This is a genomic window from Sphingomonas sp. GW821-FHT09E03, from assembly GCF_059416225.1.
In genome coordinates, this window is the sequence record NZ_JBWKOS010000009.1 from 104,253 (window position 1) to 129,562 (window position 25,310).

Annotated in this window: 26 protein-coding genes and 1 tRNA gene; 15 read left to right on the top strand and 12 right to left on the bottom strand. The window is 67.7% G+C overall.

Annotation, left to right across the window (positions count from 1 at the left end; genetic code table 11):
- Positions 1-26 precede the first annotated feature (26 nt).
- From AC07M8_RS16135 to AC07M8_RS16145, 3 genes are read right to left on the bottom strand one after another with little or no spacing between them, the layout of a single operon-like run.
- Entirely contained in the window at positions 27-560 is a 534-nt protein-coding gene (locus AC07M8_RS16135) for a rod shape-determining protein MreD (RefSeq protein ID WP_495175339.1), read from the bottom strand.
- Positions 557-1,456 carry a rod shape-determining protein MreC gene (locus tag AC07M8_RS16140; RefSeq protein WP_495175340.1) on the bottom strand — a complete coding sequence of 300 codons (900 nt, stop codon included), beginning with the start codon at positions 1,454-1,456 and terminating at the stop codon, positions 557-559. The genes AC07M8_RS16135 and AC07M8_RS16140 overlap by 4 nt, the downstream gene beginning before the upstream one ends.
- A gap of 21 nt (positions 1,457-1,477) precedes the next feature.
- Positions 1,478-2,518, bottom strand: coding sequence for a rod shape-determining protein (locus AC07M8_RS16145; RefSeq protein ID WP_267395519.1), 1,041 nt, complete (start codon positions 2,516-2,518; stop codon positions 1,478-1,480).
- A 133-nt stretch (positions 2,519-2,651) separates the two neighbouring features.
- Between AC07M8_RS16145 and mutL the strand changes: the two genes are divergently transcribed.
- Together mutL and AC07M8_RS16155 are read left to right on the top strand one after the other, a co-directional pair.
- Complete coding sequence (gene mutL / locus AC07M8_RS16150) at positions 2,652-4,454, top strand: DNA mismatch repair endonuclease MutL (protein WP_495175341.1); 1,803 nt, start codon at positions 2,652-2,654, stop codon at positions 4,452-4,454.
- An 81-nt stretch (positions 4,455-4,535) separates the two neighbouring features.
- The gene (locus tag AC07M8_RS16155; RefSeq protein WP_495175342.1) at positions 4,536-5,696 is read left to right on the top strand and encodes a CDP-glycerol glycerophosphotransferase family protein; all 1,161 of its coding nucleotides are present in this window, start codon (positions 4,536-4,538) and stop codon (positions 5,694-5,696) included.
- 238 nt (positions 5,697-5,934) lie between these two features.
- Here the strand turns inward: AC07M8_RS16155 and rplI are convergent, their stop codons facing one another.
- From rplI to AC07M8_RS16180, 5 genes are all read right to left on the bottom strand, one after another.
- Positions 5,935-6,528, bottom strand: coding sequence for a 50S ribosomal protein L9 (rplI, locus tag AC07M8_RS16160; protein ID WP_267395516.1), 594 nt, complete (start codon positions 6,526-6,528; stop codon positions 5,935-5,937).
- 12 nt (positions 6,529-6,540) lie between these two features.
- Complete coding sequence (gene rpsR, locus AC07M8_RS16165; RefSeq protein ID WP_007403456.1) at positions 6,541-6,765, bottom strand: 30S ribosomal protein S18; 225 nt, start codon at positions 6,763-6,765, stop codon at positions 6,541-6,543.
- Entirely contained in the window at positions 6,765-7,196 is a 432-nt protein-coding gene (rpsF, locus tag AC07M8_RS16170) for a 30S ribosomal protein S6 (protein WP_267395515.1), read from the bottom strand. Before rpsF ends, rpsR begins: the two co-directional genes overlap by 1 nt.
- A gap of 179 nt (positions 7,197-7,375) precedes the next feature.
- Positions 7,376-7,747 (bottom strand): RcnB family protein, encoded by a 372-nt coding sequence (locus AC07M8_RS16175; RefSeq protein WP_495175343.1) that lies wholly within the window; start codon positions 7,745-7,747, stop codon positions 7,376-7,378.
- 155 nt (positions 7,748-7,902) lie between these two features.
- A complete protein-coding gene (locus AC07M8_RS16180; RefSeq protein ID WP_495175344.1) occupies positions 7,903-8,391 on the bottom strand; it encodes a MarR family transcriptional regulator in 489 nt (162 codons plus the stop codon).
- Between the two features lie 59 nt (positions 8,392-8,450).
- Here AC07M8_RS16180 and AC07M8_RS16185 point away from each other — a divergent pair, with 59 nt between their 5' ends.
- The 9 genes from AC07M8_RS16185 to AC07M8_RS16225 all read left to right on the top strand — a co-directional run bounded on the left by AC07M8_RS16185 (position 8,451) and on the right by AC07M8_RS16225 (position 18,963).
- Complete coding sequence (locus AC07M8_RS16185) at positions 8,451-9,563, top strand: branched-chain amino acid aminotransferase (RefSeq protein ID WP_495175345.1); 1,113 nt, start codon at positions 8,451-8,453, stop codon at positions 9,561-9,563.
- An 80-nt stretch (positions 9,564-9,643) separates the two neighbouring features.
- Positions 9,644-9,718, top strand: a tRNA-Gln gene (locus tag AC07M8_RS16190).
- A 294-nt stretch (positions 9,719-10,012) separates the two neighbouring features.
- Positions 10,013-11,020: a glycosyltransferase family 2 protein gene (locus tag AC07M8_RS16195; protein WP_495175346.1), complete on the top strand. Its 1,008-nt coding sequence runs from the start codon at positions 10,013-10,015 to the stop codon at positions 11,018-11,020.
- A gap of 2 nt (positions 11,021-11,022) precedes the next feature.
- Positions 11,023-12,474 carry an oligosaccharide flippase family protein gene (locus AC07M8_RS16200; protein WP_495175347.1) on the top strand — a complete coding sequence of 484 codons (1,452 nt, stop codon included), beginning with the start codon at positions 11,023-11,025 and terminating at the stop codon, positions 12,472-12,474.
- A 31-nt stretch (positions 12,475-12,505) separates the two neighbouring features.
- Positions 12,506-13,315: a beta-1,6-N-acetylglucosaminyltransferase gene (locus AC07M8_RS16205; protein WP_495175348.1), complete on the top strand. Its 810-nt coding sequence runs from the start codon at positions 12,506-12,508 to the stop codon at positions 13,313-13,315.
- 165 nt (positions 13,316-13,480) lie between these two features.
- Complete coding sequence (locus AC07M8_RS16210) at positions 13,481-16,831, top strand: polysaccharide deacetylase family protein (protein WP_495175349.1); 3,351 nt, start codon at positions 13,481-13,483, stop codon at positions 16,829-16,831.
- 113 nt (positions 16,832-16,944) lie between these two features.
- Positions 16,945-17,673 (top strand): molybdate ABC transporter substrate-binding protein, encoded by a 729-nt coding sequence (gene modA / locus AC07M8_RS16215; RefSeq protein WP_495175350.1) that lies wholly within the window; start codon positions 16,945-16,947, stop codon positions 17,671-17,673.
- A gap of 8 nt (positions 17,674-17,681) precedes the next feature.
- Positions 17,682-18,371 carry a molybdate ABC transporter permease subunit gene (modB, locus tag AC07M8_RS16220; RefSeq protein ID WP_495175351.1) on the top strand — a complete coding sequence of 230 codons (690 nt, stop codon included), beginning with the start codon at positions 17,682-17,684 and terminating at the stop codon, positions 18,369-18,371.
- Entirely contained in the window at positions 18,361-18,963 is a 603-nt protein-coding gene (locus AC07M8_RS16225; protein ID WP_495175352.1) for an ATP-binding cassette domain-containing protein, read from the top strand. Before modB ends, AC07M8_RS16225 begins: the two co-directional genes overlap by 11 nt.
- 12 nt (positions 18,964-18,975) lie before the next feature.
- Here the strand turns inward: AC07M8_RS16225 and AC07M8_RS16230 are convergent, their stop codons facing one another.
- Positions 18,976-20,337 carry a sugar porter family MFS transporter gene (locus AC07M8_RS16230; RefSeq protein ID WP_495175353.1) on the bottom strand — a complete coding sequence of 454 codons (1,362 nt, stop codon included), beginning with the start codon at positions 20,335-20,337 and terminating at the stop codon, positions 18,976-18,978.
- Between the two features lie 92 nt (positions 20,338-20,429).
- Between AC07M8_RS16230 and xylB the strand changes: the two genes are divergently transcribed.
- Positions 20,430-21,872, top strand: a complete 1,443-nt coding sequence (gene xylB / locus AC07M8_RS16235; protein WP_495175354.1) for a xylulokinase — start codon at positions 20,430-20,432, stop codon at positions 21,870-21,872.
- A 70-nt stretch (positions 21,873-21,942) separates the two neighbouring features.
- Here the strand turns inward: xylB and rpsI are convergent, their stop codons facing one another.
- From rpsI to AC07M8_RS16250, 3 genes are all read right to left on the bottom strand, one after another.
- The gene (gene rpsI / locus AC07M8_RS16240; RefSeq protein ID WP_495175355.1) at positions 21,943-22,509 is read right to left on the bottom strand and encodes a 30S ribosomal protein S9; all 567 of its coding nucleotides are present in this window, start codon (positions 22,507-22,509) and stop codon (positions 21,943-21,945) included.
- On the bottom strand, positions 22,509-22,988 hold the full coding sequence (gene rplM, locus AC07M8_RS16245; protein ID WP_495175356.1) for a 50S ribosomal protein L13: 480 nt from the start codon (positions 22,986-22,988) through the stop codon (positions 22,509-22,511). Before rplM ends, rpsI begins: the two co-directional genes overlap by 1 nt.
- A gap of 133 nt (positions 22,989-23,121) precedes the next feature.
- Positions 23,122-24,177, bottom strand: coding sequence for a COX15/CtaA family protein (locus AC07M8_RS16250; protein ID WP_495175357.1), 1,056 nt, complete (start codon positions 24,175-24,177; stop codon positions 23,122-23,124).
- Positions 24,178-24,335: 158 nt separating this feature from the next.
- On the opposite strand from AC07M8_RS16250, the gene AC07M8_RS16255 reads away from it, so the two are divergent.
- From AC07M8_RS16255 to AC07M8_RS16265, 3 genes are all read left to right on the top strand, one after another.
- The gene (locus AC07M8_RS16255) at positions 24,336-24,599 is read left to right on the top strand and encodes a hypothetical protein (RefSeq protein WP_495175358.1); all 264 of its coding nucleotides are present in this window, start codon (positions 24,336-24,338) and stop codon (positions 24,597-24,599) included.
- A 40-nt stretch (positions 24,600-24,639) separates the two neighbouring features.
- The gene (locus tag AC07M8_RS16260) at positions 24,640-25,107 is read left to right on the top strand and encodes a Fur family transcriptional regulator (protein ID WP_495175359.1); all 468 of its coding nucleotides are present in this window, start codon (positions 24,640-24,642) and stop codon (positions 25,105-25,107) included.
- A 51-nt stretch (positions 25,108-25,158) separates the two neighbouring features.
- Positions 25,159-25,310 (top strand): 1-deoxy-D-xylulose-5-phosphate synthase N-terminal domain-containing protein (locus AC07M8_RS16265; RefSeq protein ID WP_495175365.1); only part of this gene is annotated, 152 nt, incomplete at its 3' end.

Consider the following 25,310-nt stretch of genomic DNA (forward strand, 5'->3'; position numbering starts at 1 on the left):
TTCGGTCACGATGCGTGGGGTTCGTCTCACGCGGGCGCGCCTCGCTTGCGATCGATCCAGGCGACCAGGCGGGAGGTGAGGGGGAAGAGCATCACCGTGATCATGATCTGAGCCATTAGCACAGGGTCCACCCGCGCGCCGAACGGAAGTGCGATCCAGCGGCCGACTTCAAGGCACAGGGCAATGCAGCCGGCCGCAATCAGCCAATCCTGCCAGAAGTCGCGGAAGACCAGCCGCTGCTCGATCAGTTCGATGATGATGAAGCAGAGCGACCAGAGCAGCATCGCGCTGCCGAGCGGCTGGCCGCTGACCAGATCGTCGAACAGCCCGAGTGGCGCCGCCGCCCAGGGACGTAGCGCAAAGCGCGCGAGCAGCCGCCAGGTGAGCAGCATCAGCAAGCCGACCGGCGGCAGCAGCGGCAGGCTGGCGACGATCGGCAGGCAGGTGACGAGTGATCCTCCGAGCACCGTCGCCCAGGGCAGCGCACGGGCGCGGCCTGGCGGCAGGGCCTGCTCGAACGGCCGGTAATCGATGGTATTGACCAGCGGCGGCCGGCTCATGGGGCGGACGCCGGCACGGGCGAAGACGCGGTCGGCCGCGGCGCCGGCGCCGGCAGCGGCATGAACGGGCGTTCGACAGTGGCGAAGTCGAGCGAATCGGGCGAGGCGTAGGGGATCGCGACCGCGCTGTCGGAGCCAGCCGTGCCAACCTGCGCCACCGCGACGCCCGGCGGATAGAGGCCGCCGGTGCCCGAGGTCACGAACAGGTCGCCCGGCGCGAAGCGGACATTGGTGGCATTGACCGAGCGGATGTCTACCCGGCCATCGCCGCGCCCCGCGGCGATCGCGGGAAGACCGTCACGCGTGCGGCGCACCGGCACCAGGCTCTCGGGATCGCTGATCAGCAGCACCCGCGCCGCCAGCGGCCCGGCTTCGAGGATCCGGCCGACGAGACCGTCGGGCCCGCGCACCGGCATGCCGCTGGTCACCCCCTGCAGGCGTCCGGCGTTGAGGATCGCGAAGCGGCGGCCGCTCGACGCGGTGGAACTGACCAGCCGCGCGGTGACCAGCGCCTCGGGGGTACGATCGCGGACCCGCAGCAGCGCGCGGAGCCGGCGGTTGTCATAAGCGATGGTGCGGGCCTTGAGCAGCAGCGTGCGGTGGCGGGCGACCTCGGCGCGCAGATCGGCATTCTCGCCGTGGACGCGGAAATACGTGCCGATCTCCTGCGGCACGCTGGCGGCGGCACTCGCCACGCTGTCGAGCACGCTCGACACCGGTGCGGTGACGCTCGCCACCATCATTCGCGCGCTGGCGAACAGCGGCGGGTTGACGGTCGAGGCGACCAGCAGCACGGCCCCCACCACCGCCCCCGCGACCGCGAGGACGTAGCCGAGAAACGCCGAATATTGCCGCCGCCGCGAAAAGCCGGTGCGACGATCACGGGCAGGCGCCATCCGCCGCTCCTTCCCGTTCCGTTACCCGTTCTGCAGCACGCCCCGAAACATCGGATCCTCGAGCGCCCGCCCGGTGCCGAGGGCGACGCAGGTCAACGGATCCTCCGCCACGGTGACGGGCAGGCCGGTCTCGTCACGCAGAACCTCGTCGAGCCCCTCGAGCAGCGCACCGCCGCCGGTGAGGACGATGCCTTGGTCGACGATGTCGGCGGCGAGCTCGGGCGCGGTATTCTCCAGCGCCACCCGCACACCCTCGACGATCGTTGCGACCGGCTCGGACAGCGCCTCGGCGATCTGGCCCTGGTTGATCTGGATTTCCTTGGGCACCCCGTTGACGAGGTCGCGGCCCTTGATGTGGATGGTCTTGCCGATGCCGTCGGCGGGCGGCCGGGCGATGCCGACCTCCTTCTTGATCCGCTCGGCCGTGGCCTCGCCGATCAGCAGATTGTGGTTGCGGCGCACGTAGCTGACGATCGCCTCATCCATCTTGTCGCCGCCGACGCGCACCGACGTGGTATAGGCAAGGCCCCGCAGCGAGAGCACTGCGACCTCGGTGGTGCCGCCGCCGATATCGACCACCATCGAGCCGATCGGCTCGGTGACGGGCATGTCGGCGCCGATCGCCGCGGCCATTGGCTCCTCGATCAGGAACACCTGGCTGGCGCCGGCATTGGATGCGGCATCGCGGATCGCGCGGCGTTCGACCTTGGTGGAGCCCGACGGCACGCAGATCACGATTTCGGGCCAGCGCGCGAAGCGGCGTGGGCCGTGGACCTTCTGGATGAAGTGCTTGATCATCTGCTCGGCAACATCGATGTCGGCGATCACGCCGTCGCGCAACGGCCGGATCGCCTCGATCGTGCCGGGGGTCTTGCCCATCATCAGCTTGGCATCGTCGCCGACGGCCTTGACCCGCTTGACGCCGTTGATCGTTTCCACTGCCACCACTGACGGCTCGTTGAGGACGATTCCCCTGCCGCGGACGTAGACCACGGTGTTCGCCGTGCCGAGATCGATCGCCATGTCGTGCGACATGAATTTGAAGAAGCGGGGGAAAGCCATCGGGCGCAGGGTTCCGTGTTGGGGCTCGGGTTCGTGCTCGGTCCCGGCAGCCGTCGCAAGCCGTGGCGGCTACGGTGTCCATCACGTATTTGCGGGGTCGCGGGAGGCCGTCGCTTGGGATAGAGCTTGCTCCGTGTCAATACGCCGCCTCCCCGAACATCTGGTCAACCGCATCGCTGCCGGTGAAGTGGTGGAAAGGCCCGCCAGCGCGTTGAAGGAGCTGGTCGAGAACGCGATCGACGCCGGTGCCACGCGCATCGCGGTGGTGCTCGCCGAGGGTGGGCTGGCGCGGATCGAGGTCGCCGACGACGGCTGCGGGATGGCGCCCCACGAGATGGCGCTGGCGCTGGAGCGTCATGCCACTTCCAAGCTTCCCGACGAGGCGATCGAGGCGGTGACGACGCTCGGCTTTCGCGGCGAGGCGCTGCCCTCGATCGCCAGCGTCGCACGGCTGACGATCGAGAGCCGGACCCGCGGCGCCGAGGGCTGGGCGCGGACGGTGGACAATGGCGAGCTGGTGCGCGAGGGGCCGGCGGCATTGCCGCCAGGCACCCGGCTGGTGGTCGAGCAGTTGTTCGCCCGAGTGCCGGCGCGGCGCAAGTTCCTGCGCTCGGCGCGCGCCGAATATGCCGCCTGTCTCGATGTCGTCCGCCGGCTGGCGATGGCACGGCCCGACCTCGCTTTCACCGTCGAGCACGATGGGCGCCGCGCCCTTGCCGCGACACAGGCCGACGACCGCCCGGCGCGCGTCGCCGCGCTCACCGATCGCGCGCTCGCCGACAATGCGGTGACGATCGATCTCGAGCGCGAGGGTCTGGTGCTCGGCGGGGTTGCGAGCATCCCCACCTACAACCGCGGCGTCGCCGATCACCAATATCTGTTCGTCAACGGTCGACCGGTGCGCGACCGGCTGCTGATGGGCGCGATCCGCGGCGCTTATGCCGAGATGCTGCCGCGCGACCGCCATGCGGTGGTCGCGCTGTTCCTTGATGTCCCGAGCGACCAGGTCGACGTCAACGTCCATCCGGCCAAGACCGAGGTGCGATTCCGCGATCCGACCATGGTCCGCGGCCTGATCGTCAGCGGCCTGCGCCGCGCGCTTGATGCGGCGGGCCATCGCAGCGTCCAGCGCGTCGGCGACGCGGCATTGGCGATGTGGCAGCCGGAGACCGTCGGCGCGCCGCCGGTGAGCGGACCGGCGCCGTTCGGTGGCTGGGCAAGCGAGGGCGGGGCGGGACGGCTGGCGCTGGCCGACCGGCACTATGGCGCGGTCGCCGATCACCGGCCGACCTTCTTCGCGCCGCCGCCGCAGGCCCGCGCCGAGCCTGCCTGGGCACCCCCGCCCGAGCCCATCGCTCATCCGCTCGGCGTGGCCCGCGGCCAGGTCGCCAAGACCTACATCGTCGCCGAGGCGGAAGACGGCCTGGTGCTGGTCGATCAGCATGCCGCGCACGAGCGCCTTGTGCTGGAACGGATGCGCGCGAGTCTCGCTGGCGGCCAGGTCGCCGCGCAGGCGTTGCTGCTTCCCGAAGTGGTCGAGCTCGACGAGCCCGCTTGCGATCGGCTCGAGGCGCGGGCTGCCGAGCTTGCCGAGTTCGGCCTCTATCTGGAACGGTTCGGGCCGCGCGCGATGCTCGTGCGCTCGACACCGGCGCTGCTCGGCCAGGCCGATCCCACCGGCCTGGTCACCGATCTTGCCGACGAACTCGCCGCATTCGACGAGGCGCTGTCGTTAAAGGAACGGCTGGACGCGGTGGCCGGCACCATGGCCTGCCACGGCTCGGTGCGTGCCGGTCGCATCCTCTCGGTCGCCGAGATGAACGCGCTGCTGCGCGAGATGGAAGTGACGCCGCATTCGGGCCAGTGCAACCACGGCCGGCCGACCTGGGTGAAGCTTGCGCATGGCGACATCGAAAAGCTGTTCGGGCGGAAGTGAGGCTTTAGCGGGCTGCATCGATTGCCCGGGTGCGCGGTCCGCGCCTCTTCCGATCATCGTTCGGGAAACTATATCGCCGCGATGAATCTCGCCTTTCTCTTCATTGCCGAAGCTTACCAGGTGTATCATGGCGCCGCCATCGCGCTCGATCTGATGCGCCGCCCGGGCGTCACCGTCACCTTCTACTATAACGACGAGAACGTGCCGCATCACCTCGAGCGGATTCGCCGCGCCTATGGCGCGCCGCCGGTGACCTATGTGCGGCTGACGCGTACCCCAATCACGAAGGCCGTGCAGCGGCTGCGGGTGTTCGGTTTGGCGAAGGAGGCGGTGTTGCGGGCCAACGAGGCTGCGCTCGACCAGCACGACGCAGTGATCTCGCTTGAGGATACGGCGGAGATCCTGTTCGGTGATCGGCCGCGCTCGGCGCGTCCGGCGCGGGTGCTGATCGTTCACGGCGCGGGCGATCGTCACGTCCCGTCGATGCCGCGACGCGCCAGGTTCGACCTGATCATCGTTCAGGGCGAGAAGATGAAGCGACGCTTCCTCGACATGGGCGTCGCCCGCCCAGGGCACATCACGGCGCCGGGCTATCCGAAGCTCGATACCAGCCGCCGCCTCGCCGCCGTCGGCACGCCATTGTTCGCCAACGAACGGCCGATCGTGCTCTATAACCCGCACAAGGTGCGCGGGCTGCAGTCTTGGGGCCGCTTCATCGAACCGATGCTGAGCGCCTTCGCGGCGCAGGACGACTATAATCTGATCGTCGCGCCGCACGTGAAGATGTTCCGCCGGCGCTCCGAACGACGGCGGGACCAGTGGCGGGCGCGCAGCACGCCGACGATCCTGATCGATCCGGAGTCCGATCGATCGGTCGACAATAGCTACACCACTGCCGCGGCGATCTATATCGGCGACGTCAGCAGCCAGGTGTACGAATTCCTCGCCACCCCGCGGCCCTGCGTGTTCCTCAACGCGCATCGGGTGGACTGGCGCCGCGATCCGCATTTTCGGTTCTGGGAACTGGGCGACGTGGTCGAGGATCCCGACGAACTGATGCAGGCGGTGCGCGACGCGCCGGCGCGGCACCATCTGTACATTGAGCGGCAACGCGAGTTGACGGCGCGATCGCTCGGCGACACCTCGCCCGGCGCGGCGCATCGGGCGGCAACAGACATCCTGACATTTCTCAGCCATTCGTCGATCGAGCAGCCGGAGCGCTCGCCGCGTGAAACAGCCTGAGCGGAGCCGTTCATCTCCCTGAAACCTTTTGCGGCGTGGGGCATTTCAGCACCAAATCCTCTGAGGTATGGTCGCCATGAAGCAGCTCGTTCCGGTCATTCTCGCGCTGATCCCGCTTGCTGCGGTTGTCGGCGCCTGCGTGACCTGCCCGTGATCGGCTAGTCGCCGTCCAGCCAACAAAAAGGGCCGCCCGGATCATCTCCGGGCGGCCCTTTTAGTTGGCGAAGCGGCAAGGGCGTCAGCCCTGCGCCGGCTCCTCGTTGGCCTGGACCTCGGCGGTCGCACCGGGCTCGGCGTTGGGATCGTAATCCTCGACGAAGCCGGCTTCGTCACGCTCGAACATCGAGGCCATGACGTCGACGCCCGACGCCTGCATCTCGGCCTCTTCGGGCGAGCGGGCGACGTTGACCTTGACGGTCACCTGAACCTCGGGGTGAAGCGCCACGCGGACTTCATACAGGCCGATCGACTTGATCGGCTTGTCGAGGACCACCTGGCTCTTGGTCACCTTGTGGCCATCGGCGACCAGCGCCTCGACCAGATCGCGCACAGCGACCGAGCCGTACAGCTGGCCGGTGTTCGATGCCTGGCGGATCAGGACGACGGTGGCGTCCTTGAAGCTGCCGGCATCCTTCTCGGCGTCGACGCGACGGGTCGCATTGTCGGCCTCGATCCGCGCGCGGTTCGATTCGAAAACCTTGCGGTTGGCGTCGTTGGAACGAAGCGCCTTCTTGTTCGGGAGCAGGAAGTTGCGGGCGTAGCCGTCCTTGACCTTCACCACGTCGCCGATGGCGCCGAGTTTCTCGACGCGCTCAAGCAGAATGACGTCCATGTATCGGACTCCTTACTTAACGACGTAGGGCAGCAGGCCCAGATGACGCGCACGCTTGATCGCCTGGGCGAGCTCGCGCTGCTTCTTGGCGCTCACCGAGGTGATGCGCGACGGGACGATCTTGCCACGCTCGGACACGAAGCCCTGAAGCAGCCGGACGTCCTTATAGTCGATCCGGGGCGCATCCTTGGCGCTGAACGGGCACGACTTGCGGCGGCGGAAAAACGGGCGAGCCATTATGCGGCCTCCTCTTCACGGTCACGACGGGGGCCACGATCGGGGCGGTCACCACGCGGTGCGCCATCACGGCCACCTTCACGGTCGCCACGACGCTCGCGATCACGCTCCTGCTTGCGCATCATCACCGTCGGGCCCTCTTCCAGCTCATCGACCTTGACGGTCATGTAGCGGATGATGTCCTCGTTGATCTGGGTCTGGCGCTCCAGCTCGGCGATCACGGCACCGGGTGCCTCGATCTCGAGCATGACATAATGCGCCTTGCGGTTCTTGGCGATGCGATACGCCAGGCTGCGCAGGCCCCAGGTCTCGGTCTTGACGACGCGACCTTCATTGTCCTGCACGATCTTGGTGGCGGCTTCCGCCAGCGCGTCCACTTGCGCCTGTGCCAGATCCTGGCGCGCAAGGAACACGTGCTCGTAAAGAGCCATGCTGCTTCCTTTGTTGACCGATCGCTGACGGACGCCCCATGCGCCACGCCCCTCCGGCTGTCGTCTTCATCTGAATTGCGGCTTGAATGCAAAACAGCACAGGGGCGGAAAGCTGTCGCTTCCGCCCCGGCTGAGGGTCACATACCGATTTTGCCGGTAAACGCAAGGTGGTGCGGAGGTCAGCGCAGCGCGCCGCTCAGCACTGCCCCGATCAGACCGCTGGTCACCGCGACCAGCACCGCGTCATTGCCCGACTGGACCCACTGATAGCCGCGCGGCGGGGCGTAGAGGTGCCGCCCGCGATACTGGCGGTAATCAATCTGGCGATAGTTGCTGGCGTAACGGCGGTCGAACCGTTCGCCCTGGCGCCAGTTGCCGCGATGCTGCGGCTGGCGGCTGACGGTGCGCTGGGTGACAACCGTACGGCCGCGGCCATCGTCGCGGGCCAGCGTCGTCTGTCGCTGCTGCAGCGGCGCCGCTTCCGCAACGGAGACGGCGAGCGGGGTCGCCACCATGGTCACGGCTAGCGCGCTCAGGATCAGCTTTCTCATCGTGTTGCTCCTTCAGGTCTCGGCGCCATCATCGGCGTCGACACCTATCTAGGAGTTGGTTGTCGCAGGCCTGTCCCTAAGGCGGTGACAAATGGTCACCAATTGTCGCATCGGCGAGACCTTCGTTCAGCTTTCTGCCGATCGTCGCCTTTCATTCACGAGCGCAGGCCCAGCACGCGTGCGCGGTCGTGTTCGGGGATCATGCCTTCCAGCACCGCCCAATAGCCGGACACCGCTTCCTGGCCGGCACTGGCGTAGGCGGCCGACATCTTGACCCGCACCGCTTCGAACAGGTCGGATTCCATCGTCGCGCCCGCGGCGGTGAGCCGCAGCAGCCGCTGGCGACGGTCGCGCTCGCCCGGACGGGTCTCGACCAGATCGCGTTCGGTCAGCTCGTTGAGCACCCGGCCGAGCGATTGTTTGGTGATCGCGAGCAGCGACAGCAGCTCGCTTACCGTCAGGTCGGGTTTTCGCGCGATGAAGTAGAGCGCGCGGTGGTGGGCGCGGCCCAGTCCCTGCGCCGCCAAGCCCTCGTCAACCGATCGGGTGAGGTGGCTGTGGCCGAAATAAAGCAGCTCCATGCCGCGCCGAAGTTCGGGTTCGCGGAGAAACTGGGCGGAAGCGGAAGGTGCTGTGGCAGCCATGTTGACCGGTTTAGCCATCGGTCCTACGCGACGGCAAGCCCCGTTGCCGAGAGATATCAATGTCCACTGCCCCGATCGTCGCTGCCGATACGTCGTCGTTCCGCTTCGAGCCTTGCACGACGCCGGTGACCGCCAACGAGCGCAGCGCACGGCTGGTGGATCCCGGGTTCGGCCGAGTCTTCACCGATCACATGGCGGTGATCCGCTACAGCGACGGCAGTGGCTGGCATGATGCCAAGGTCACGGCGCGCGCGCCGATCACGGTCGATCCCTCCACCGCGGTGCTCCATTACGCGCAGGAGATCTTCGAAGGGTTGAAAGCCTATCGCCTTGACGATGGCGGCACCGCGCTGTTCCGCGCCGATGCCAATGCTCGCCGCTTCCAGAGCTCGGCCCGCCGACTGGCAATGCCCGAACTTCCCGAGGAACTGTTCCTCGAATCCTGCCGCTTGCTGGTCGAGACCGAGCGGAACTGGATCCCCGAGATCGACGGCGGCGCGCTGTACCTGCGACCGTTCATGTTCGCGAGCGAGGCGTTCCTCGGCGTGAAACCCTCGTCCGACTATCTATACATGGTGATCGCCTCGTCGGTCGGCGCCTATTGGAAGGGTGGCGCGAGAGCGGTGTCGATCTGGGTCAGCCAGGATTATACTCGTGCCGCGCCGGGGGGCACCGGCGCTGCAAAATGTGGCGGCAATTATGCCGCCAGCCTGCTCGCCCAGTCCGAGGCGATCCGCGAGGGCTGCGACCAAGTGGTGTTCCTCGACGCGGTCGAGCGGCGCTGGGTGGAGGAACTCGGCGGCATGAACGTGTTCTTCGTGTTCGACGATGGATCGCTGCTCACGCCGCCGCTGACCGGGACAATCCTGCCCGGCATCACCCGCGATTCGATCATCCGCATCGCCCGCGACCAAGGAATGACGGTGCGAGAGGAGCTCTACTCGATCGAGCAATGGCGTGCCGACGCGGCGAGCGGCCAGCTGGTCGAGGCGTTCGCCTGCGGCACCGCCGCGGTGGTGACGCCGATCGGCGAGGTTGCCAGCCCCGAAGGCCGGTTCGCGATTGGCGGCGGCGGCACCGGGCAGGTCACCCAGCGCATGCTCGACGCCCTCACCGCCATTCAGCGCGGCCGCGCGCCGGACCCGCACGGCTGGCTGCAGCGGCTCGGCTGACGGATGGGCAGGGTGGCCGAAAAGCTTTGCCGGCGGGGCTTTTCACACCCGCAGACACGGCTATAAGGCCGCCTCCCTGGTGGGGCGTCGCCAAGTGGTAAGGCAGCGGCTTTTGGTGCCGCCATCCGCAGGTTCGAATCCTGCCGCCCCAGCCAATTTCGTCATCATAGCGTAAAGCGCCAGCTGACGGCCAACCGGCTGTTGCTCGCATTGCCTTTGGTGCATTCCTGCATCGCCTGCCCTGACCTTGCTGCGGCCTTGTATTGCGCCCGCCTGGCGACGATCCGATCCTGCCTCAAGGCGGCTGTAAAGCAGCGGCTAAGACCTTCCCCAGTATTCACCGCGGGGTAGGCAAATAGAGGCCCTTAAAGTCCCCGGCATAATAGCCGCTTGTTAGTCAAACTCCTGCCGATTGCACGATCGGACAGGTGGGGCGGGGGCGCGGGACGATGCGGCTGTCGGTGGTGATGAGCATCTATAATGATGCGCCGTTCGTCGATCGCGCCGTAACCAGTATCCTCAAGCAGACGTTCCGCAACTTCGAGTTCATCGTCATCAATGACGGTTCGACCGATGGATCAACCGAGATATTGCGTCGTCTGGCCGCGACTGATCGGCGGATCAAGTTGATCGAACAGGATAATCGCGGTCTGGTTGCCAGTCTTAACCGGGGGTTCGCCTTGGCGAAGGGTGACCTGGTCGCGCGGATGGATGGCGATGATGAATCGTTGCCGCAGCGGTTCGAGCGGCAGCTTGCCTTTTGGGATGCGCATCGCGACCATGGCGTCATCGGCGCTCAGACGGTCAATGTAGACGTGCACGGCAACATCATCCGCGTGACCAACCGCTATCCGCGATCGTTCGAGCAGTTCCTCACCGCGATGGAGTCGCAGCCGCTGATCAATCATCCCAGCGCGATGATCAGCAAGGCGGCGTTCGAGCGGGTCGGGGGCTATCGCGCGCTTTATCGCCATTGCGAGGATTACGACCTGTGGCTGCGCCTCTCGGAGGTCACCAAGTTGTGCAGCGTCGACGACATCCTGCACCGCTATCGCATCAACCACGATCAAATCACCGTCCGCCACCTGCTCCAGGTCGCGATCGGCGCGGCGATTGCCTGGGAAGCGTATCTGGCCCGCCGGCAGGGCCGCCCTGATCCGACCGCGACCCTTGAGGCGCTGCCCGATGTCGACCAGCTCGACGAGCTCGACGCGATCTTTGCGGCGCCCGACGTTGCGCGCCGGGTGCGCGCGAAGGTTGCGCCCAAGCTGCTTTATTCGGTGCCCGCGCTTGCTTCGGGCGGCGCGAAGCTGTTGTCCCGCTATGTTGCCGATGGGGGCGATCGCCAGCCGGTGCCGCGCGCGATCGCGCGCCTGCTGCGCTACGGCCAGTTCCGGGGAGCGGGGCAGCTCGCTGCGAGCCTGTCGCGCGCCTATCTGTCATCGGCAGCGGGCTGATCGTGGGGGTACGCCAGGCCGCCTTGTGGTCGGTGACCGGGCAGTGGCTGGTGTTCGTGCTCAACTTTGCAGTCAGCGTCGTGATCGCGCGCTGTCTGCTGCCGCCCGCGGCGCTCGGCACCTTTTCGGTCGGCTTCGCGGCGGCGGCGATGGTCTCGACGCTGCAGGACTTCGGGCTCAGCCGCTATCTGGTGCGCTGCGACACGCTGACCGACCAGATGCTCAGCACCTGCACCACCATTACCCTATGCGTCGGCGTCGCGATCTGCGCGGTCATTGCCGGCCTCAGCTGGCCGGTCGCCTGGTATTATGCCAATCCCGCCTTGATCCCCATCATGCTGCTGATCGCTGGCGCCTTTCTGTTGCTGCCGTTCAACACCGTGCCGATCGCGGTGCTCCAGCGCGCCGTCGACTATCGGACGTTGACGATCATCAACCTCGCGGCCGCAGGGGCCAATGGCGCGGTGTCGATCCTGTGCGCGTACCGGGGCTATGGCCCAATATCGCTGGCGTTGGGCTTCCTGGCGCAGCAGCTCGCCCGCGCGACCATCGCCGAGCGGCTGGGGCGGCGTCGCATTCGCTTTACGCTCTCGTTCAAGGGCGCGCGGCCGGTGATCTCGTTCGGCTCGGGCACGACGGTGCTGGCGGCAAGCGGCGCCATCGGCACGCGGGCGCCGGACCTGATCATCGGCAGCGCGCTCGGCATGCATGCGGTGGGGTTGTTCGGTCGCGCGGCGGGGATGGTGGACGGGCTGCGCACGTTGCTTGACGGTGGCCTGTCGTCCGTCTTCTTCAGCCATTTCGCGCAGATGATCCGCGAAAAGCGCGCGTTGCGCGAGGCGTATCTTGATCTGGTCGCCTGTTATGCGAGCGTCATGTGGCCGGCGATGCTGCTGCTGTCGCTACTGGCGGAGCCGCTGGTCACTTTGGTCTATGGACCAGGCTGGGGAGCGGCGGCGCAGCCACTGCGTTGGGTGGCGCTGAGCGAAATCCTCTTCTTCGCTTTGCCGCTGCACACCGAAGTGCCGCTGCTCGGCGGCCATCTCAAGGCATTGCTGGTGCGCAACCTGGTGGATACCGCAGTGGCGCTGCTGTGTCTCATCTGCCTGGTCCGCTACGGGCTGGCGGCCGCCGCGGCGGCGCGGCTGGTCTACGCCGTCATCTGGTTCTTCCTCTATATCGGCCTGATCCGGCGGATCATCGGCTTCTCGCTGCGCGGGCTGCTCGCCGTCCAGGCCAAGAGTGCGGCCTGTACGTTGGCGGCCTGCCTGCCGGTGGTCGCGCTCACCCGGGGCGGCGAGATGCTGACGGCCCCGATCGCCGCCGGGTCTGTCGCGGCCGGCGGTAGCCTGTGGCTGACCATGCTGATCGTGCTGCGCCACCCGACATGGCGAGAGTTGCAGCGGGTAGCCGACAATGCGTGGCGCCGCCGTCCTCGCCGTGTCGCGACATGACCCATATGCTGTCCGTGTTGAGGATTGCTCAATGAAGATCGCCGCCTTGATTCGCGCCTATCATCGTCCCGATCAATTGGCGTTGCTGCTCCACCGGCTCGACGGCGAACTCTGGTCGCCATACGTCCATATCGATCGCAAGGCGGACATCGGGTTGTTCGACGCCTTGAGGGGCAAGGCGGTGTTCCTCGAGGACCGCGTCCGGGTGAACTGGGGCGGACTGAGCCAGGTCGACGCCGTCATGCTGCTGCTGCGCGCGGCGTTGCGCGACCCCGGCATCACCCATTTCTACCTGATGAGCGGGCAATGTTTTCCGGTAAAGACCGACGCCCAGATCCGCGAGCGGATCCGATCCTTTCCCCGCGGCGCCGCCAATCTGATGGAACGCACCGCCATGCCGGTGAGCCACAAGCCGCTGCAACGCTACACCAGGCGCTGGCTGCACGACGTGCAACACCCGATTGCCTGGCGGATCGCGCGGCGCTTGTTTCCGCATGTGCCCGACCAGCCGCTGAGCAAGCTGCGTGGGATCCAGTTGTACGGCGGCAGCTGCTGGTGGCTGTTAGAGCGCGAGACCGTGGAGAAGATGCTCACCTTCCTTGAGCATAACCGATGGTTCTGGCGGCTCTTTCGTTACAGCGATTGCCCAGACGAGATGCTGCTCCATTCATTGGTGGCGCCGCTCGGCATCCGCATCGGCGGCGATACGCCGACCGCCGATAGTTGGGTGCAGGGCAAGGCCCATCCGGAAACCGTGACCGAAGCGATGCACCGCGAGTTCGTGGCCGGCTCTGCGTTGTTCGGCCGCAAATATGTCCATTATCACCCGGCGCTCGGCTGATCCCTCCGTGACAGGGCAGGTCGGTGGCCAAGCTGTCCCCGCGACGCCGAACAATACGGCGCTGCGATCGCAAAGACTTGTACGATCATGACAATGTTTTCATCATCCCGAGCTATCCGCGCCATAAGTGCGGAGGCAGGGCTGGGCGCCCGGGAGAGTTAATCGATGTCGCAGCGACCTATCTTCTACGATGCGAGTGGCCGGCGCAGGCGGCGGTTCTCGGTGGGAGTTGGCGCCTTCATCGTGCTGCTGGTGCTGTCGCTTGCGGTGTTCGCGGTGTCGATCGGCGCGGTACCGAGCGCGCCGTTGCTGCCGGTCGAACCCGAGCGGCCAGCGCTTCATAAGCTGCCCGCGCCGCATGGCATCCTGAGCCGCACCCGCCGCTCGCTCGATTATTACACCCGCCAGCTGTTTGGCGCCGGAATTACCAAGACCAATGTCGCGGCTAACCCGCCGCTCGCGATTGCCTTCCACGCGCCATGGGATGATTCGAGCAACGCCAGCCTCGCCCGCCACATCAACCAACTCGATTGGCTGATCCCCGGCTGGGTATCGGTGACCGGCCCGCAGCATCGTCTCACCGCCTTTCGCGACACCGCGGGACGAGCGATCATCAACCGCGCGATCCACCGCCCCGTCGTCATTCCGATGATCCAGAATGCGATCAACGGCACCTGGGACGGCGCGGGCACCGCCTCGCTGCTCGCAGACCCACGCGCGCGAGGCGCGTTGCTCGACCGGCTGGTGCCGTGGCTTGCCGCCAACCACGCCGGCGGCGCCTTCTTCGATTTTGAGGATCTGCCCGCCAACGCCCAAGCCAATTACCGCACGTTCCTCGGCGAGGCACAGCGTCGCTTTGCGCCACGCGGCTGGGTGGTGGCGATCGCCGCGCCGGTCGGCAATCCCGATTGGGACCTGCCGGCCTATGCCCGCGTCACCGACAAAATCTTCCTGATGGCGTATGATGAGCATGAGACGGGGGGGGAGGCGGGGCCGATCGCCTCGCAGCGTTGGTTCGAACGCACTGTTGCGAGCGCCGCGCGGGGCATTCCCGCGGCCAAATTGGTGGTCGCGGTGGGCTCCTATGCCTATGACTGGCATGGCGGCACCGGCGACCCGCTCGACGTCGAGGAAGCGTGGCAGGCCGCGCTCGATTCGGGCGCGATGCCGATGTTCGACCATGTCAGCGGCAACACCAGCTTCGCCTATCAGGAGGGCACTACCCGCCACCAGGTGTGGCTGCTCGACGCCGCCAGTGCCTATAACCAGATCAACTTCCTCAAGCGCGCGGGTGTCGGCAGCGTCGCGCTGTGGCGGCTCGGCTCGGAGGATCCCGGCATCTGGGAGATCTTCGGCCGCGACCATCGGACGCTGCCGCCGCCGTCGGCGATCAACGCCATTCCCGCCGGCACCAACGTCGACATCGAGGGCGCGGGCGAGATCCTCAAGATCGGCAGCGAGCCGGTCACCGGCGAGCGGCGGGCGATAGCCGGCCCGGGCGGGATGATCGGCGATGTCGCCTTCGACCGACTCCCGTCATCCTATGTGGTCGAGCGCACCGGCTACCGGCCGCGGCAGATCGCGTTGACCTTCGACGACGGCCCCGACCCGCAGTGGACGCCGCAGATCCTCGACATCCTCAAGCGCGAGCACGTGCCCGCGACCTTCTTCATAATCGGCGAGAATGCGCTGACCCAGCGCCCGCTGTTGCAGCGGATGGTGATGGAGGGCCACGAGATCGGCAGCCACACCTATACCCATCCCAATCTCGCCAACGTCTCGCCAAGCCAGGTGCGGTTCGAGCTCAACGCCAACCAGCGCCTGTTCCAGGCCTTCACCGGCCGCTCGCTGCGCCTGTTCCGCGCACCCTATTTCGGGGACGCCGAGCCGACCACCGCCGACGAAATCGTGCCCGCGCTCCAGGCACAGCAGCGCGGCTACATCTCGGTCGGCCTCCACGTCGATCCGGGCGACTGGAAGCGGCCGGGCGTCCAGGAGATCATCGATCGCACCATCGCGGGCGTGGTCAGCGGCACGCCCGAGAAGAGCGAGAATGTGGTGCTGCTCCACGACGCGGGCGGCAATCGCGCGCAGACCGTCGCGGCGCTGCCGGTGATCATCGATCGGTTGCGCAGCCTCGGCTACACTTTCGTGCCCGTGTCGACGCTCGCCGGCCTGTCGCGCGACGCCGCGATGCCGGTGATCTCCGCGAGTGACCAGCTGGCGGCGCGGGCCGACCTTGCCTTGTTCACCACGCTCGGCGGGATGGTGGTAGCGCTGCACTGGCTGTTCGGCATCGCGATCTCGATCGGCATCCTGCGCGCGCTGGCGCTGTCGGCGCTGGCGCTGCTCCAGGCGCGCCGCGAGGGACGCACGGTGTTCCCGGCGATCGATCCCGAGCGGTTCGTGACGGTGATGATCCCCGCATTCAACGAGGAGCGCGTGATCGAACGCGCGGTGCGCGGTGTGCTCGCCTCCACCGAGGTGCAGATCGAGGTGATCGTGATCGACGACGGCTCCAAGGACGCGACCAGCAAGGTCGTGGCCGAGGCCTTTGCCGGCGACGACCGCGTCCGCCTGCTGACGCTGGAGAATGGCGGCAAGGCACGCGCGCTCAACCGCGGGCTCGAGCTCGCACGCGGCGAGGTGGTGATCGCGCTCGACGCCGATACCCAGTTCGAACCGACCACCATCGCCCGGCTGTCACGCTGGTTCAGCGATCCCGCGCTCGGCGCGATGGCGGGCAACGCCAAGGTCGGCAACCGCGTCAATCTGATCACCAAATGGCAGGCGCTGGAATATATCACCGCGCAGAATCTCGAGCGTCGCGCGCTTGCCCGGCTCAACGCGATCACCGTAGTGCCTGGCGCGGTCGGCGCGTGGCGGCTGGCGGCGATCCGATCGGTCGGCGGCTATCCCGACGATACGCTGGCCGAGGACCAGGATCTGACGATCGCGATCCAGCGCGCCGGCTGGAAGGTCAATTACGATCAATATGCGATCGCCTGGACCGAAGCGCCGGAGAGCTTCAAGAGCCTCGCCAAGCAGCGGTTCCGCTGGGCGTTCGGCACGCTGCAATGCCTGTGGAAGCATCGCAGCGCGATCGGCGGCAGCCAACCGCGCGGGCTCGGCTGGGTCGGCCTGCCGCAGGCGATCGTGTTCCAGATCGTGCTGGCGGCGATCTCGCCGATCATCGATCTGGCGCTGCTGGTCAGCTTCGCGCTGACATGGCTGGCGGTGCAGGCGCATGGCTGGGCCCAGACCAGCCATGATGTCGAGACGATGCTGATCTACTGGCTGGTGTTCACCGCGATCGACCTGCTCGCCGCGACCATCGCCTTTGCACTCGAGCGGCGCGAGAAATGGTGGCTGCTGTGGCTGCTGATCCCGCAGCGGATCGGCTACCGCCAGGTGATGTATTATGTGGTGCTGAAGGCGATCGCTCAAGCGGTGCGCGGGCCGATGGTCGGCTGGGGCAAGCTGCAGCGGACGGGCAGAGTGCAGGCGTCGCGCTAAGCCTGCCGCACGCACCCGGTAGCGTTTGGCCGCCGCCGCTCTATACCGCCGGATACAGCTAGACGGAGGCGCAGGTGGTGAGACGGATCGGCAGGGCATTTGGGATATTGGCGATGCTGCTGCCGACGCTCGCCTCGGCGCAAGGCTCGCGCAGCGCGCCGCTGGTGCTCGCCGCCGCCAGCCTCAAGGAATCGATGATCGCGGCGGCAGACGCCTGGGCGGCCAAGGGGCATGCCCGGCCGGTGATCTCCTTCGCCGCCTCGTCGGCGCTGGCGCGCCAGGTGGAAGCGGGGGCATCAGCCGATCTGTTCGTCTCGGCCGACCAGCAATGGATGGACGATCTCGCCGCCAAGCAGCTGATTGTCACCAGCACGCGGGTGACCTTCCTCGGCAACCAGCTGGTGGTGATCGCCGCCAAGAACAATGCCGTCCGCATCCCGCTGCGACCGCCGGCCGCGCTGGCGCGGGTGCTCGGCGCCGGGCCGCTGGCGATGGCGGACACGCCGGTGCCGGCGGGCAAATATGGCCAGGCGGCGCTCGAGAAGCTTGGCGTGTGGCCACAAGTGAGCCCCAAGGTGGTACGCGGCGACAGCGTCCGCGCCGCGCTGGCGCTGGTCGAGCGCGGCGCCGCGCCGCTCGGGATCGTCTATGCCACCGACGCCAAGGCCTCGCCCGCGGTGCGGATCGCCGGGGTGTTTCCCGAGACCAGCCATCCGCCGATCACCTATCCGATCGCGCGGCTGAAGGCGTCGATCAACCCGGATGGCGAGGCGTTCCGCCGCTTCCTTCTCGGCGGCGAGGCCAAGGCGATCTTCCGCCGCTACGGCTTTACCGCGCGCTAGCGGCGAGCATGCTCTCGCCCGAGGAATGGGGCATCGTGCTTCTGTCGCTCAAGGTGGGCGGCGTGGCGATGCTGGTGACGCTGCCGATCGCCTTTGCGCTCGCCTGGTTGCTCGCCCGGGTCCGCTTTCCGGGGCGGTTGCTGGTCGACGCCGTGATCCACCTGCCGTTGGTGGTGCCCCCGGTGGTGACCGGCTGGGTGCTGCTGCTCGCCTTCGCGCCGTCGGGACCGCTCGGCGCGCCGCTCGAGCACTGGTTCGGCGTCTCGCTGCTGTTTCGCTGGACGGGCGCCGCGATTGCCGCCGGCGTGATGGCGCTGCCGTTGATGGTGCGGGCGATGCGGCTGTCGATCGAGGCGGTCGACCGGCGGCTGGAGAGCGCGGCGCGAACGTTGGGGGCGGGGCCATGGCGGGTGTTCTGGACGATCACGCTGCCGCTCAGTGTGCCGGGGTTGCTCGCCGGCGTGGTGCTGGGCTTCGCGCGCTCGATCGGCGAATTCGGCGCGACGATCACTTTTGTCTCCAACGTACCGGGCGAAACCCAGACCTTGCCGCTCGCCATCTATTCGGCGCTCCAGCAGCCCGGCGGCGACGCCACGGTCTGGCGGCTGTCGGCGATCTCGGTGGCGCTCAGCCTGGTGGCGCTGGTCGCCTCCGAGCTGCTGGCGCGGCGCAGCGCGCGGGGCATCCATGTCCTTTGAGATCGCGATCGGCAAACGGCTGGGCGATGCCGAGGTGGCGCTACGGCTGGATGCCGGCGCCGGGCTGACGGTGCTGTTCGGGCCTTCTGGCGTTGGCAAGACGAGCGTGCTCAACATGGTTGCCGGCTTGCTGCGCCCGGATCGGGGACGGGTGGTGGTCGCGGGACGGGTGCTGTTCGACAGCGAGGCAGGGATCGACGTGCCGGTGGAGCAACGCCGCGTCGGCTATGTGTTCCAGGACCCGCGGCTGTTCCCGCATCGCCGGGTGCGCGACAATCTGCGCTACGGTGCCGCCGACCTCGCCCTGCCGAACGCGACCACGGCGATGCTGGGCATCGACCATCTGCTCGATCGTTGGCCGCGGACGCTGTCGGGCGGTGAAGCGCGGCGGGTGGCGATCGGGCGGGCGCTGCTGAGCGATCCCGCCTTCCTGCTGCTCGACGAGCCGCTGTCGTCGCTCGATCGGCCACGCCGCGACGAGATCATGGCGGCGATCGAGCGGGTGCGCGACGAGATCGGCCTGCCGATCCTGATGGTGACCCACGACCCGGGCGAGGCGGAGCGGCTCGCCACCCGGATCGTCACGCTCTGATCACCCCGCCTGTCAGTCGACGCCGAGGCCGAGCTGCGCGCGCATCTTCTCCAGCGGCACGCCCTTGGTCTCGGGGAAATAGGCCCAGACCACGACGAACTGGAGCGCCATCATCACCGCGAAGAAGATGAAGGGCAGACCCGCCGAAATCGCGGCGATCGGCGGGAAGGCCGCTGCGATGATCGCGTTGAGCCCCCAATGGGTGCTCGCGCCGATCGCACTGCCGCGCGAGCGCACCTGGGTGGGGAACACTTCGGAGATGTAGACCCAGATCACCGCGCCGGTGCTCGGCGCGAAGAAGGCGATGAAGCCGATCAGCGCCGGCAGCAGCACCCAGGACGGCAGGGTGCCGAGCAGCGACAGCCCGCCGACGAACAGGCAGGCGGCCATGCCGATGCTGCCGATCATCAGCAATGTGCGCCGGCCGAGCCGATCGATCAGCAGCATGCCGACGAAGGTGAAGACGCCGTTGACGATGCCGATGATGATCGCCTGCACATCGGGCGACAGCGCGCTCGACGAGCGGCCGAAGATGTCGTTGAGATAATAGAGGAAGGCGTTGATCCCGGAGAGCTGGTTGAACCCGGCGACCAGCATTGCGAGCATGATCGGCTTGCGGTGGCGGCGCCACGACAGCCGCTCGCTGCCTGACGGCTGATCGGCGAGCCCGCTGTTGATGTCGGCGATCTCGGCGTCGACCGTCGCGCTGTCCATGCCGATCCGGCCGAGCGACTGGCGCGCCTCGGCCTCGTTGCCGCGCATGATCAACCAGCGCGGCGAATTGGGGATGCGGAACAGCAGGCCGAGGAAGACGAGCGCCGGTACCGCGGCGATGCCGAGCTTCCAGCGCCAGGCGATTTCGCCAGGCTCGATCGCGGCGATGATCGCGTTGGAGACATAAGCGAGCAGGATGCCGAAGATGACCATGAACTGGAAGGCGGCGACCAGCTGCCCGCGCCGCGCCGGCGGCGAGATCTCGGAAATGTAGACCGGCGCCAGCACCGACGAGCCACCGACGGCGAGCCCGGCGATGACCCGGAAGAACACCAGCGAGCCCCAGTCCCACGCGAATGCGCAGCCGATCCCGCCGACCACGTAGAACAAAGCGAGGATGCGCAGGGTGTTGCGGCTGCCGTAGCGATCGCCGGGAATGCCGGCGAACAGCGCGCCCGCGAGCGTGCCCCACAAGGCCGCCGAGACGGTGATCCCGAGCCATGCCGGGGTGAGCGCATGTTCGCGGGTGAGCGCCTCGGTGACACCGGAGATCACCGCCGTGTCGAAGCCGAACAACAGCCCGGCGAGCGCGGCGGTGGCGATGCAGGCGATCAGGCCGGCGTTGAGCAGGGTGGGCTCGCGGGTAGGGATCGTCGCCAAGGAACGCCTTTCTTAGATGTCGGCACCCTTACGCCCGATGGCGGGTTGTGGTTCAAGCCCCAAACCACCCCGCCTGCAAAGGAGCGGCCTGCATGTATCTCGGCATCGATCTCGGCACGTCGGGGGTGAAGGTGGTGGTGACCGATGGCGCCGACGCGGTGATCGCCCAGGCGAGCGCCCCGCTCACCGTGTCGCGGCCGCAGCCGATGTGGTCGGAGCAGGACCCGGCCGATTGGTGGCACGCGACCGATGCGGCGGTGTTGAAGATCGATCCGGCGCTGCGCCGGCAGGTGCGCGGCATCGGTCTGTCGGGGCAGATGCACGGCGCGGTGCTGCTCGATGCCGCCGATGCGGTACTCCGCCCGGCGATCCTGTGGAACGACGGCCGTGCGCAGCCGCAATGCGCCGAGATCGAGCGGATCGAGCCGCGGGTCGCTGCGATCACCGGCAATCCGGTACTGGCCGGATTCACCGCGCCCAAGCTGTTGTGGGTGCGCGAGCACGAGCCGGCGGTCTTCGCGGCGACCAGGCGCGTGCTGCTGCCCAAGGATTATCTGCGGCTGCTGATGACCGGCGCGTGCTGGTCCGAGATGTCGGACGCCAGCGGCACCTTGTGGCTCGATGTCGGCGCGCGGCGCTGGTCGGGCGCGATGCTGGCGGCGTGCGGCCTCGACGAGGCGATGATGCCGGAGCTGGACGAGGGCAGCGCCGCCTCCGCCGCGTTGCGCGCCGAGGTGGCGACCGCTTGGGGCATGGCACGGGTGCCGGTCGCCGGCGGTGGCGGCGACAATGCCGCGGGTGCGATCGGCCTCGGCGTCACCGATCCGGGCGACGCGTTCCTGTCGCTCGGCACCTCGGGGGTGATCTTCGTGGTGACGGACGGCTTCCGGCCAGCCCCCAACCGCGCGGTGCACGCGTTCGCCCATGCGGTGCCGGATCGCTGGCATCGCATGTCGGTAATGCTCAGCGCCGCCTCGGCGCTCGCCTGGGCGACCCGGCTGCTCGGCGTCGCTGACGTCGGCAGCCTGCTCGATCTCGCCGCCACGGCGGACCGTCGCGGCGTGCCGGTGTTCCTGCCCTATCTGTCGGGCGAGCGGACGCCGCATGCCGATCCGGGCGCGACCGCGGCCTTGGCCGGCATGACCGGCGATACCGGGCCGCCCGAGATCGCCCAGGCGGTAATGGAAGGGGTCGCGATGGGGTTGCGCGACGGCCTGGACGCGCTGACCTCCGCCGGCGTCGAGATCGGCGCGCTGGCGATGGCAGGCGGCGGTGCGCGCTCGGCCAGCTGGGGACGGATCATCGCCGCCACGCTCGCGCGGCCGCTGGTGTGGCGCGAGGGCGGCACGGTCGGGCCGGCGCTGGGCGCGGCGCGGCTGGGGCGGGTGGCGGCGGGCGATGGCGATGTCGCCGGCTTGTCGGTCGCCCCCGCCGTGACGGCATCGGTCGAGCCCGATGCGTCGCTCGCGGCGGCGATGGCGGAGCGGCAGGCGCGGTTCCGCGACCTCTACCCGTTGGCCCAGAAGCGCGGCTGAGCGCGGCGCATATGAAAGGGGCGGCCCGTTGCCGGACCGCCCCCTCGATACGCAGAACTGACCGAAGAGCTTAGCGCTTCGAGAACTGGAAGCTGCGGCGTGCCTTGGCGCGACCGTACTTCTTGCGCTCGACGGTGCGGCTGTCGCGGGTCAGGAAGCCGGCGGCCTTGACGGGCGCGCGCAGGATCGGCTCGTACTTGGTCAGCGCCTGGCTGATGCCGTGCTTGACCGCGCCGGCCTGGCCCGAGAGCCCGCCGCCCTTGACGGTGCAGATCACGTCATACTGGCCGTCGCGCTCGGTGATACCGAACACCTGGTTGATGACGAGACGCAGCGTCGGCCGTGCGAAATAGACTTCCTGGTCACGACCGTTGATCGTGATCTTGCCCGAGCCGGGCTTGAGCCAGACGCGGGCGACGGCGTCCTTGCGGCGACCGGTCGCATAGGCGCGGCCCAGCTTGTCGAGCTCCTGCTCGCGCAGCGGCATCGTCGGCGCGGCGGGCTCCTCGATGCGGCCGGCCATGTAATCCTCGGCCTTGGCGTCGGCGGCGTCGACATTGGCGGTCGGCGCAGCAGCCGGCGCCGGCTGGTTCGTCAGGTTCGCGAGATCGGCGAGGGACTGGCGGTTGTCGGTCATTATGCGCCCACCTTGTTCTTGCGGTTCATGCCCGCGATATCGAGGACCTCAGGGTTCTGGGCTTCGTGCGGATGCTCGGTGCCCTTGAAGATGCGCAGGTTGCGCATCTGCTCGCGACCCAGCGGGCCGCGCGGGATCATGCGCTCGACGGCCTTCTCGAGCACGCGCTCGGGGAAGCGGCCTTCCAGCACCTTGGCAGCGGTGATGCCCTTGATGCCGCCGGCATAGCCGGTGTGCTTGTAATAGACCTTCTTCTCAGCCTTGTTGCTGGTGAAGCGGATCTTGTCGGCATTGATGACGATGACATTGTCACCGCAATCGACGTGCGGGGTGAAGCTCGTCTTGTGCTTGCCGCGGAGCACGTTTGCGATGATCGACGCTGCGCGACCGACCACCAGATCCTCGGCATCGACAATATGCCACTTCTTCTCCACCTCAGCCGGCTTTACCGACTTGGTGGTCTTCATCAGCGCCTTCATGGCAGACCTTTCGCGTTCAAAATGCAGCGCGCCGCCCGATGACAGGCGGCGCGATTGAGGCGGCTAGTGATGGAAGGCCCCCCGAAAGTCAAGCAAAGTGCGGCTTTGCTGACGGGTAAAATGATACCCTGAGCTATTCGGCCTGCTGGCGAGCGGGCGCGCGCCGGCTCGCCGCATGGGCGGCGGCGACCGTCGCGATCAGCAGCAGCGCGGCATTGGCCTGATGCGCCACCGCGACATGGATGTTCACCCCGGTCATCAGCGTCGCGATGCCAAGGATGATCTGCAGCGTCACCAGCGCGATGACGGCGAAGCCGGCGCGCGACCGGCAGGCGGTGGCGCGCACCGCCAGCCAGGTAAGGCCGGCGGCGGTGACCATCGCCCACCAACGGTGGATGAATTGCACCACCACCGGATTGTCGATGGCGTTGCGCCACGCCGGGTCGACCATCGGCGTGCCCGCCGGGAACAGCGTGTCGCCCATCAGCGGCCAGCTCGCAAAGGCGTAGCCGGCATCGAGCCCGGCGGTGAAGGCGCCGTAGAGCAATTGCACCACCAGCAGCGCCAGCGCGATCACCGCGACCGCGACGGGCCGGACGGGCCTTGCCAGCGGATCGCGGGCGAGGGCGAGCAGGTCGAGCGCGGTCCACACCATGCCGGCAAGGATGGTCAGCGCGGTGAGGAGGTGGACGGCGAGGCGGATGTGGCTGACGTCGGTGCGCACCGACAGGCCCGACGCGACCATCCACCAGCCGATCGCGCCCTGCAGGCCGCCGAGCGCGAGCAGCGCGCACAGTCGCCAGCCATAACCGACGGGGATGCGCTTGCGCACGGCGAACCAGATCAGCGGCAGCGCGAAGGCAAGCCCGATCACGCGGCCGAGCAGCCGGTGGAGATATTCCCAGAAGAAAATCGCCTTGAAGCCGGCCAGGGTCATACCCTGGTTGAACGCGGTATATTCGGGAATGCGGCGGTAATTGGCGAACTCCGCCTGCCATTGCGCATCGTTGAGCGGGGGGATGACCCCGCTGATTGGCTTCCATTCGGTGATCGACAGTCCCGACTCGGTGAGGCGGGTAATCCCGCCGATCACCACCATCGCCACGATCAGCCCGGCCATCAGGAACAGCCAGGTGGCGATCGCACGCGGACGCGCGGGTGACAGGAAGGCGGCGCTGGGCTGAAGCATCCCGCGCAGGTACTCCAGCGCGTCGGGTGCGCCAAGCCGTAGATGGCCGTTCCGGACCGCTGCGCTCGCTTGGTTAACGGCGGCGAGAATGGTTTCAATCGCCGGCCCGATCTAGATCAGCCCTTAGCGGCATAGTCTCCGAAAGGTGAACGGACCACGTGGGCCATCGAATTCGGATCATGTCGACGGCGATGCGCCGGCGCTACGGCGCCGGTGATCTCGCGGCGATCACCGCGATGATCGATCATGCCCGCGATCGCCAGCGCTGGGACAAGATGGTGTTCTGGAGCAAGGTGCTGTGCCGCAACCGGATGTACGCGGTCGGACTTGCGGCGATCGAGGCCGCACCACGCCAGGGGTGGGAGGAATCCACCTATGACGAGGCCAAGGCCTGGCGGGCACGACGCAGGGCCGGTGGCTGATCGGCTTGCCGCGACGGGTGCGACGCCCTAGATTCACGGCATGGCCGCGCATGCTCACCATCATCATCACGAGCCGCAAGGCGACGATCTCACCCGCGCGGCACAGGCGACGCTGGAGCGCGCCGGCGAGCAATGGACGCAGATGCGCGCGAGCGTGTTCGGCGCGCTTGCGGCGTTCGATAAGCCGGCGAGCGCCTATGACATCGCCGAGGCGGTGTCGCGCCACGAGGGGCGCCGGGTCGCCGCGAACAGCGTCTACCGCATCCTCGATGTTTTCGTCGCCGCGAACCTGGCGCGGCGGGTGGAAAGCGCCAACGCCTATATTGTCAACGCCCACCCCGATTGCCTCCACGACTGCATCTTCCTGGTCTGCGACAGCTGCGGGCAGACGGTGCATCTCGACAATGACATCATCACCAAGGGCGTGCGGAACGCCGCCCAGGCCGCGGGCTTCTCACCGGTGCGCCCGGTGATCGAAGTTCGTGGTATCTGTGCGAATTGCAGCTGAAGCGAATTCGTAACAATCGACACTAGCGCCGCGAAGGCGTAGGTTGGATCGATGGCCCATGTTCCCGACACGCCGTTGCTCGATACCATCGACACGCCCGCCGACCTCCGCCGCCTCGAGTCGCAGCAGCTCCGCCAACTGGCCGACGAGCTGCGTGCCGAGACGATCTCGGCGGTAGGCAGCACCGGCGGGCATCTCGGTTC

Coding starts and splice junctions, on each gene's coding strand:
- AC07M8_RS16250 (WP_495175357.1), bottom strand. CDS start 24,177: ATGCTTCAGCCCAGCGCCGCCTTCCTGTCACCCGCGCGTCCGCGTGCG.
- rpsI (WP_495175355.1), bottom strand. CDS start 22,509: ATGACCGACAACCGCCAGTCCCTCGCCGATCTCGCGAACCTGACGAAC.
- AC07M8_RS16195 (WP_495175346.1), top strand. CDS start 10,013: ATGCGGCTGTCGGTGGTGATGAGCATCTATAATGATGCGCCGTTCGTC.
- rpsF (WP_267395515.1), bottom strand. CDS start 7,196: ATGGCTCTTTACGAGCACGTGTTCCTTGCGCGCCAGGATCTGGCACAG.
- AC07M8_RS16260 (WP_495175359.1), top strand. CDS start 24,640: ATGGCCGCGCATGCTCACCATCATCATCACGAGCCGCAAGGCGACGAT.
- AC07M8_RS16185 (WP_495175345.1), top strand. CDS start 8,451: ATGTCCACTGCCCCGATCGTCGCTGCCGATACGTCGTCGTTCCGCTTC.
- AC07M8_RS16225 (WP_495175352.1), top strand. CDS start 18,361: ATGTCCTTTGAGATCGCGATCGGCAAACGGCTGGGCGATGCCGAGGTG.
- AC07M8_RS16180 (WP_495175344.1), bottom strand. CDS start 8,391: ATGGCTGCCACAGCACCTTCCGCTTCCGCCCAGTTTCTCCGCGAACCC.
- modB (WP_495175351.1), top strand. CDS start 17,682: ATGCTCTCGCCCGAGGAATGGGGCATCGTGCTTCTGTCGCTCAAGGTG.
- AC07M8_RS16155 (WP_495175342.1), top strand. CDS start 4,536: ATGAATCTCGCCTTTCTCTTCATTGCCGAAGCTTACCAGGTGTATCAT.
- AC07M8_RS16210 (WP_495175349.1), top strand. CDS start 13,481: ATGTCGCAGCGACCTATCTTCTACGATGCGAGTGGCCGGCGCAGGCGG.
- AC07M8_RS16140 (WP_495175340.1), bottom strand. CDS start 1,456: ATGGCGCCTGCCCGTGATCGTCGCACCGGCTTTTCGCGGCGGCGGCAA.
- rpsR (WP_007403456.1), bottom strand. CDS start 6,765: ATGGCTCGCCCGTTTTTCCGCCGCCGCAAGTCGTGCCCGTTCAGCGCC.
- AC07M8_RS16205 (WP_495175348.1), top strand. CDS start 12,506: ATGAAGATCGCCGCCTTGATTCGCGCCTATCATCGTCCCGATCAATTG.
- modA (WP_495175350.1), top strand. CDS start 16,945: ATGCTGCTGCCGACGCTCGCCTCGGCGCAAGGCTCGCGCAGCGCGCCG.
- AC07M8_RS16175 (WP_495175343.1), bottom strand. CDS start 7,747: ATGAGAAAGCTGATCCTGAGCGCGCTAGCCGTGACCATGGTGGCGACC.
- AC07M8_RS16145 (WP_267395519.1), bottom strand. CDS start 2,518: ATGGCTTTCCCCCGCTTCTTCAAATTCATGTCGCACGACATGGCGATC.
- rplI (WP_267395516.1), bottom strand. CDS start 6,528: ATGGACGTCATTCTGCTTGAGCGCGTCGAGAAACTCGGCGCCATCGGC.
- xylB (WP_495175354.1), top strand. CDS start 20,430: ATGTATCTCGGCATCGATCTCGGCACGTCGGGGGTGAAGGTGGTGGTG.
- rplM (WP_495175356.1), bottom strand. CDS start 22,988: ATGAAGGCGCTGATGAAGACCACCAAGTCGGTAAAGCCGGCTGAGGTG.
- AC07M8_RS16135 (WP_495175339.1), bottom strand. CDS start 560: ATGAGCCGGCCGCCGCTGGTCAATACCATCGATTACCGGCCGTTCGAG.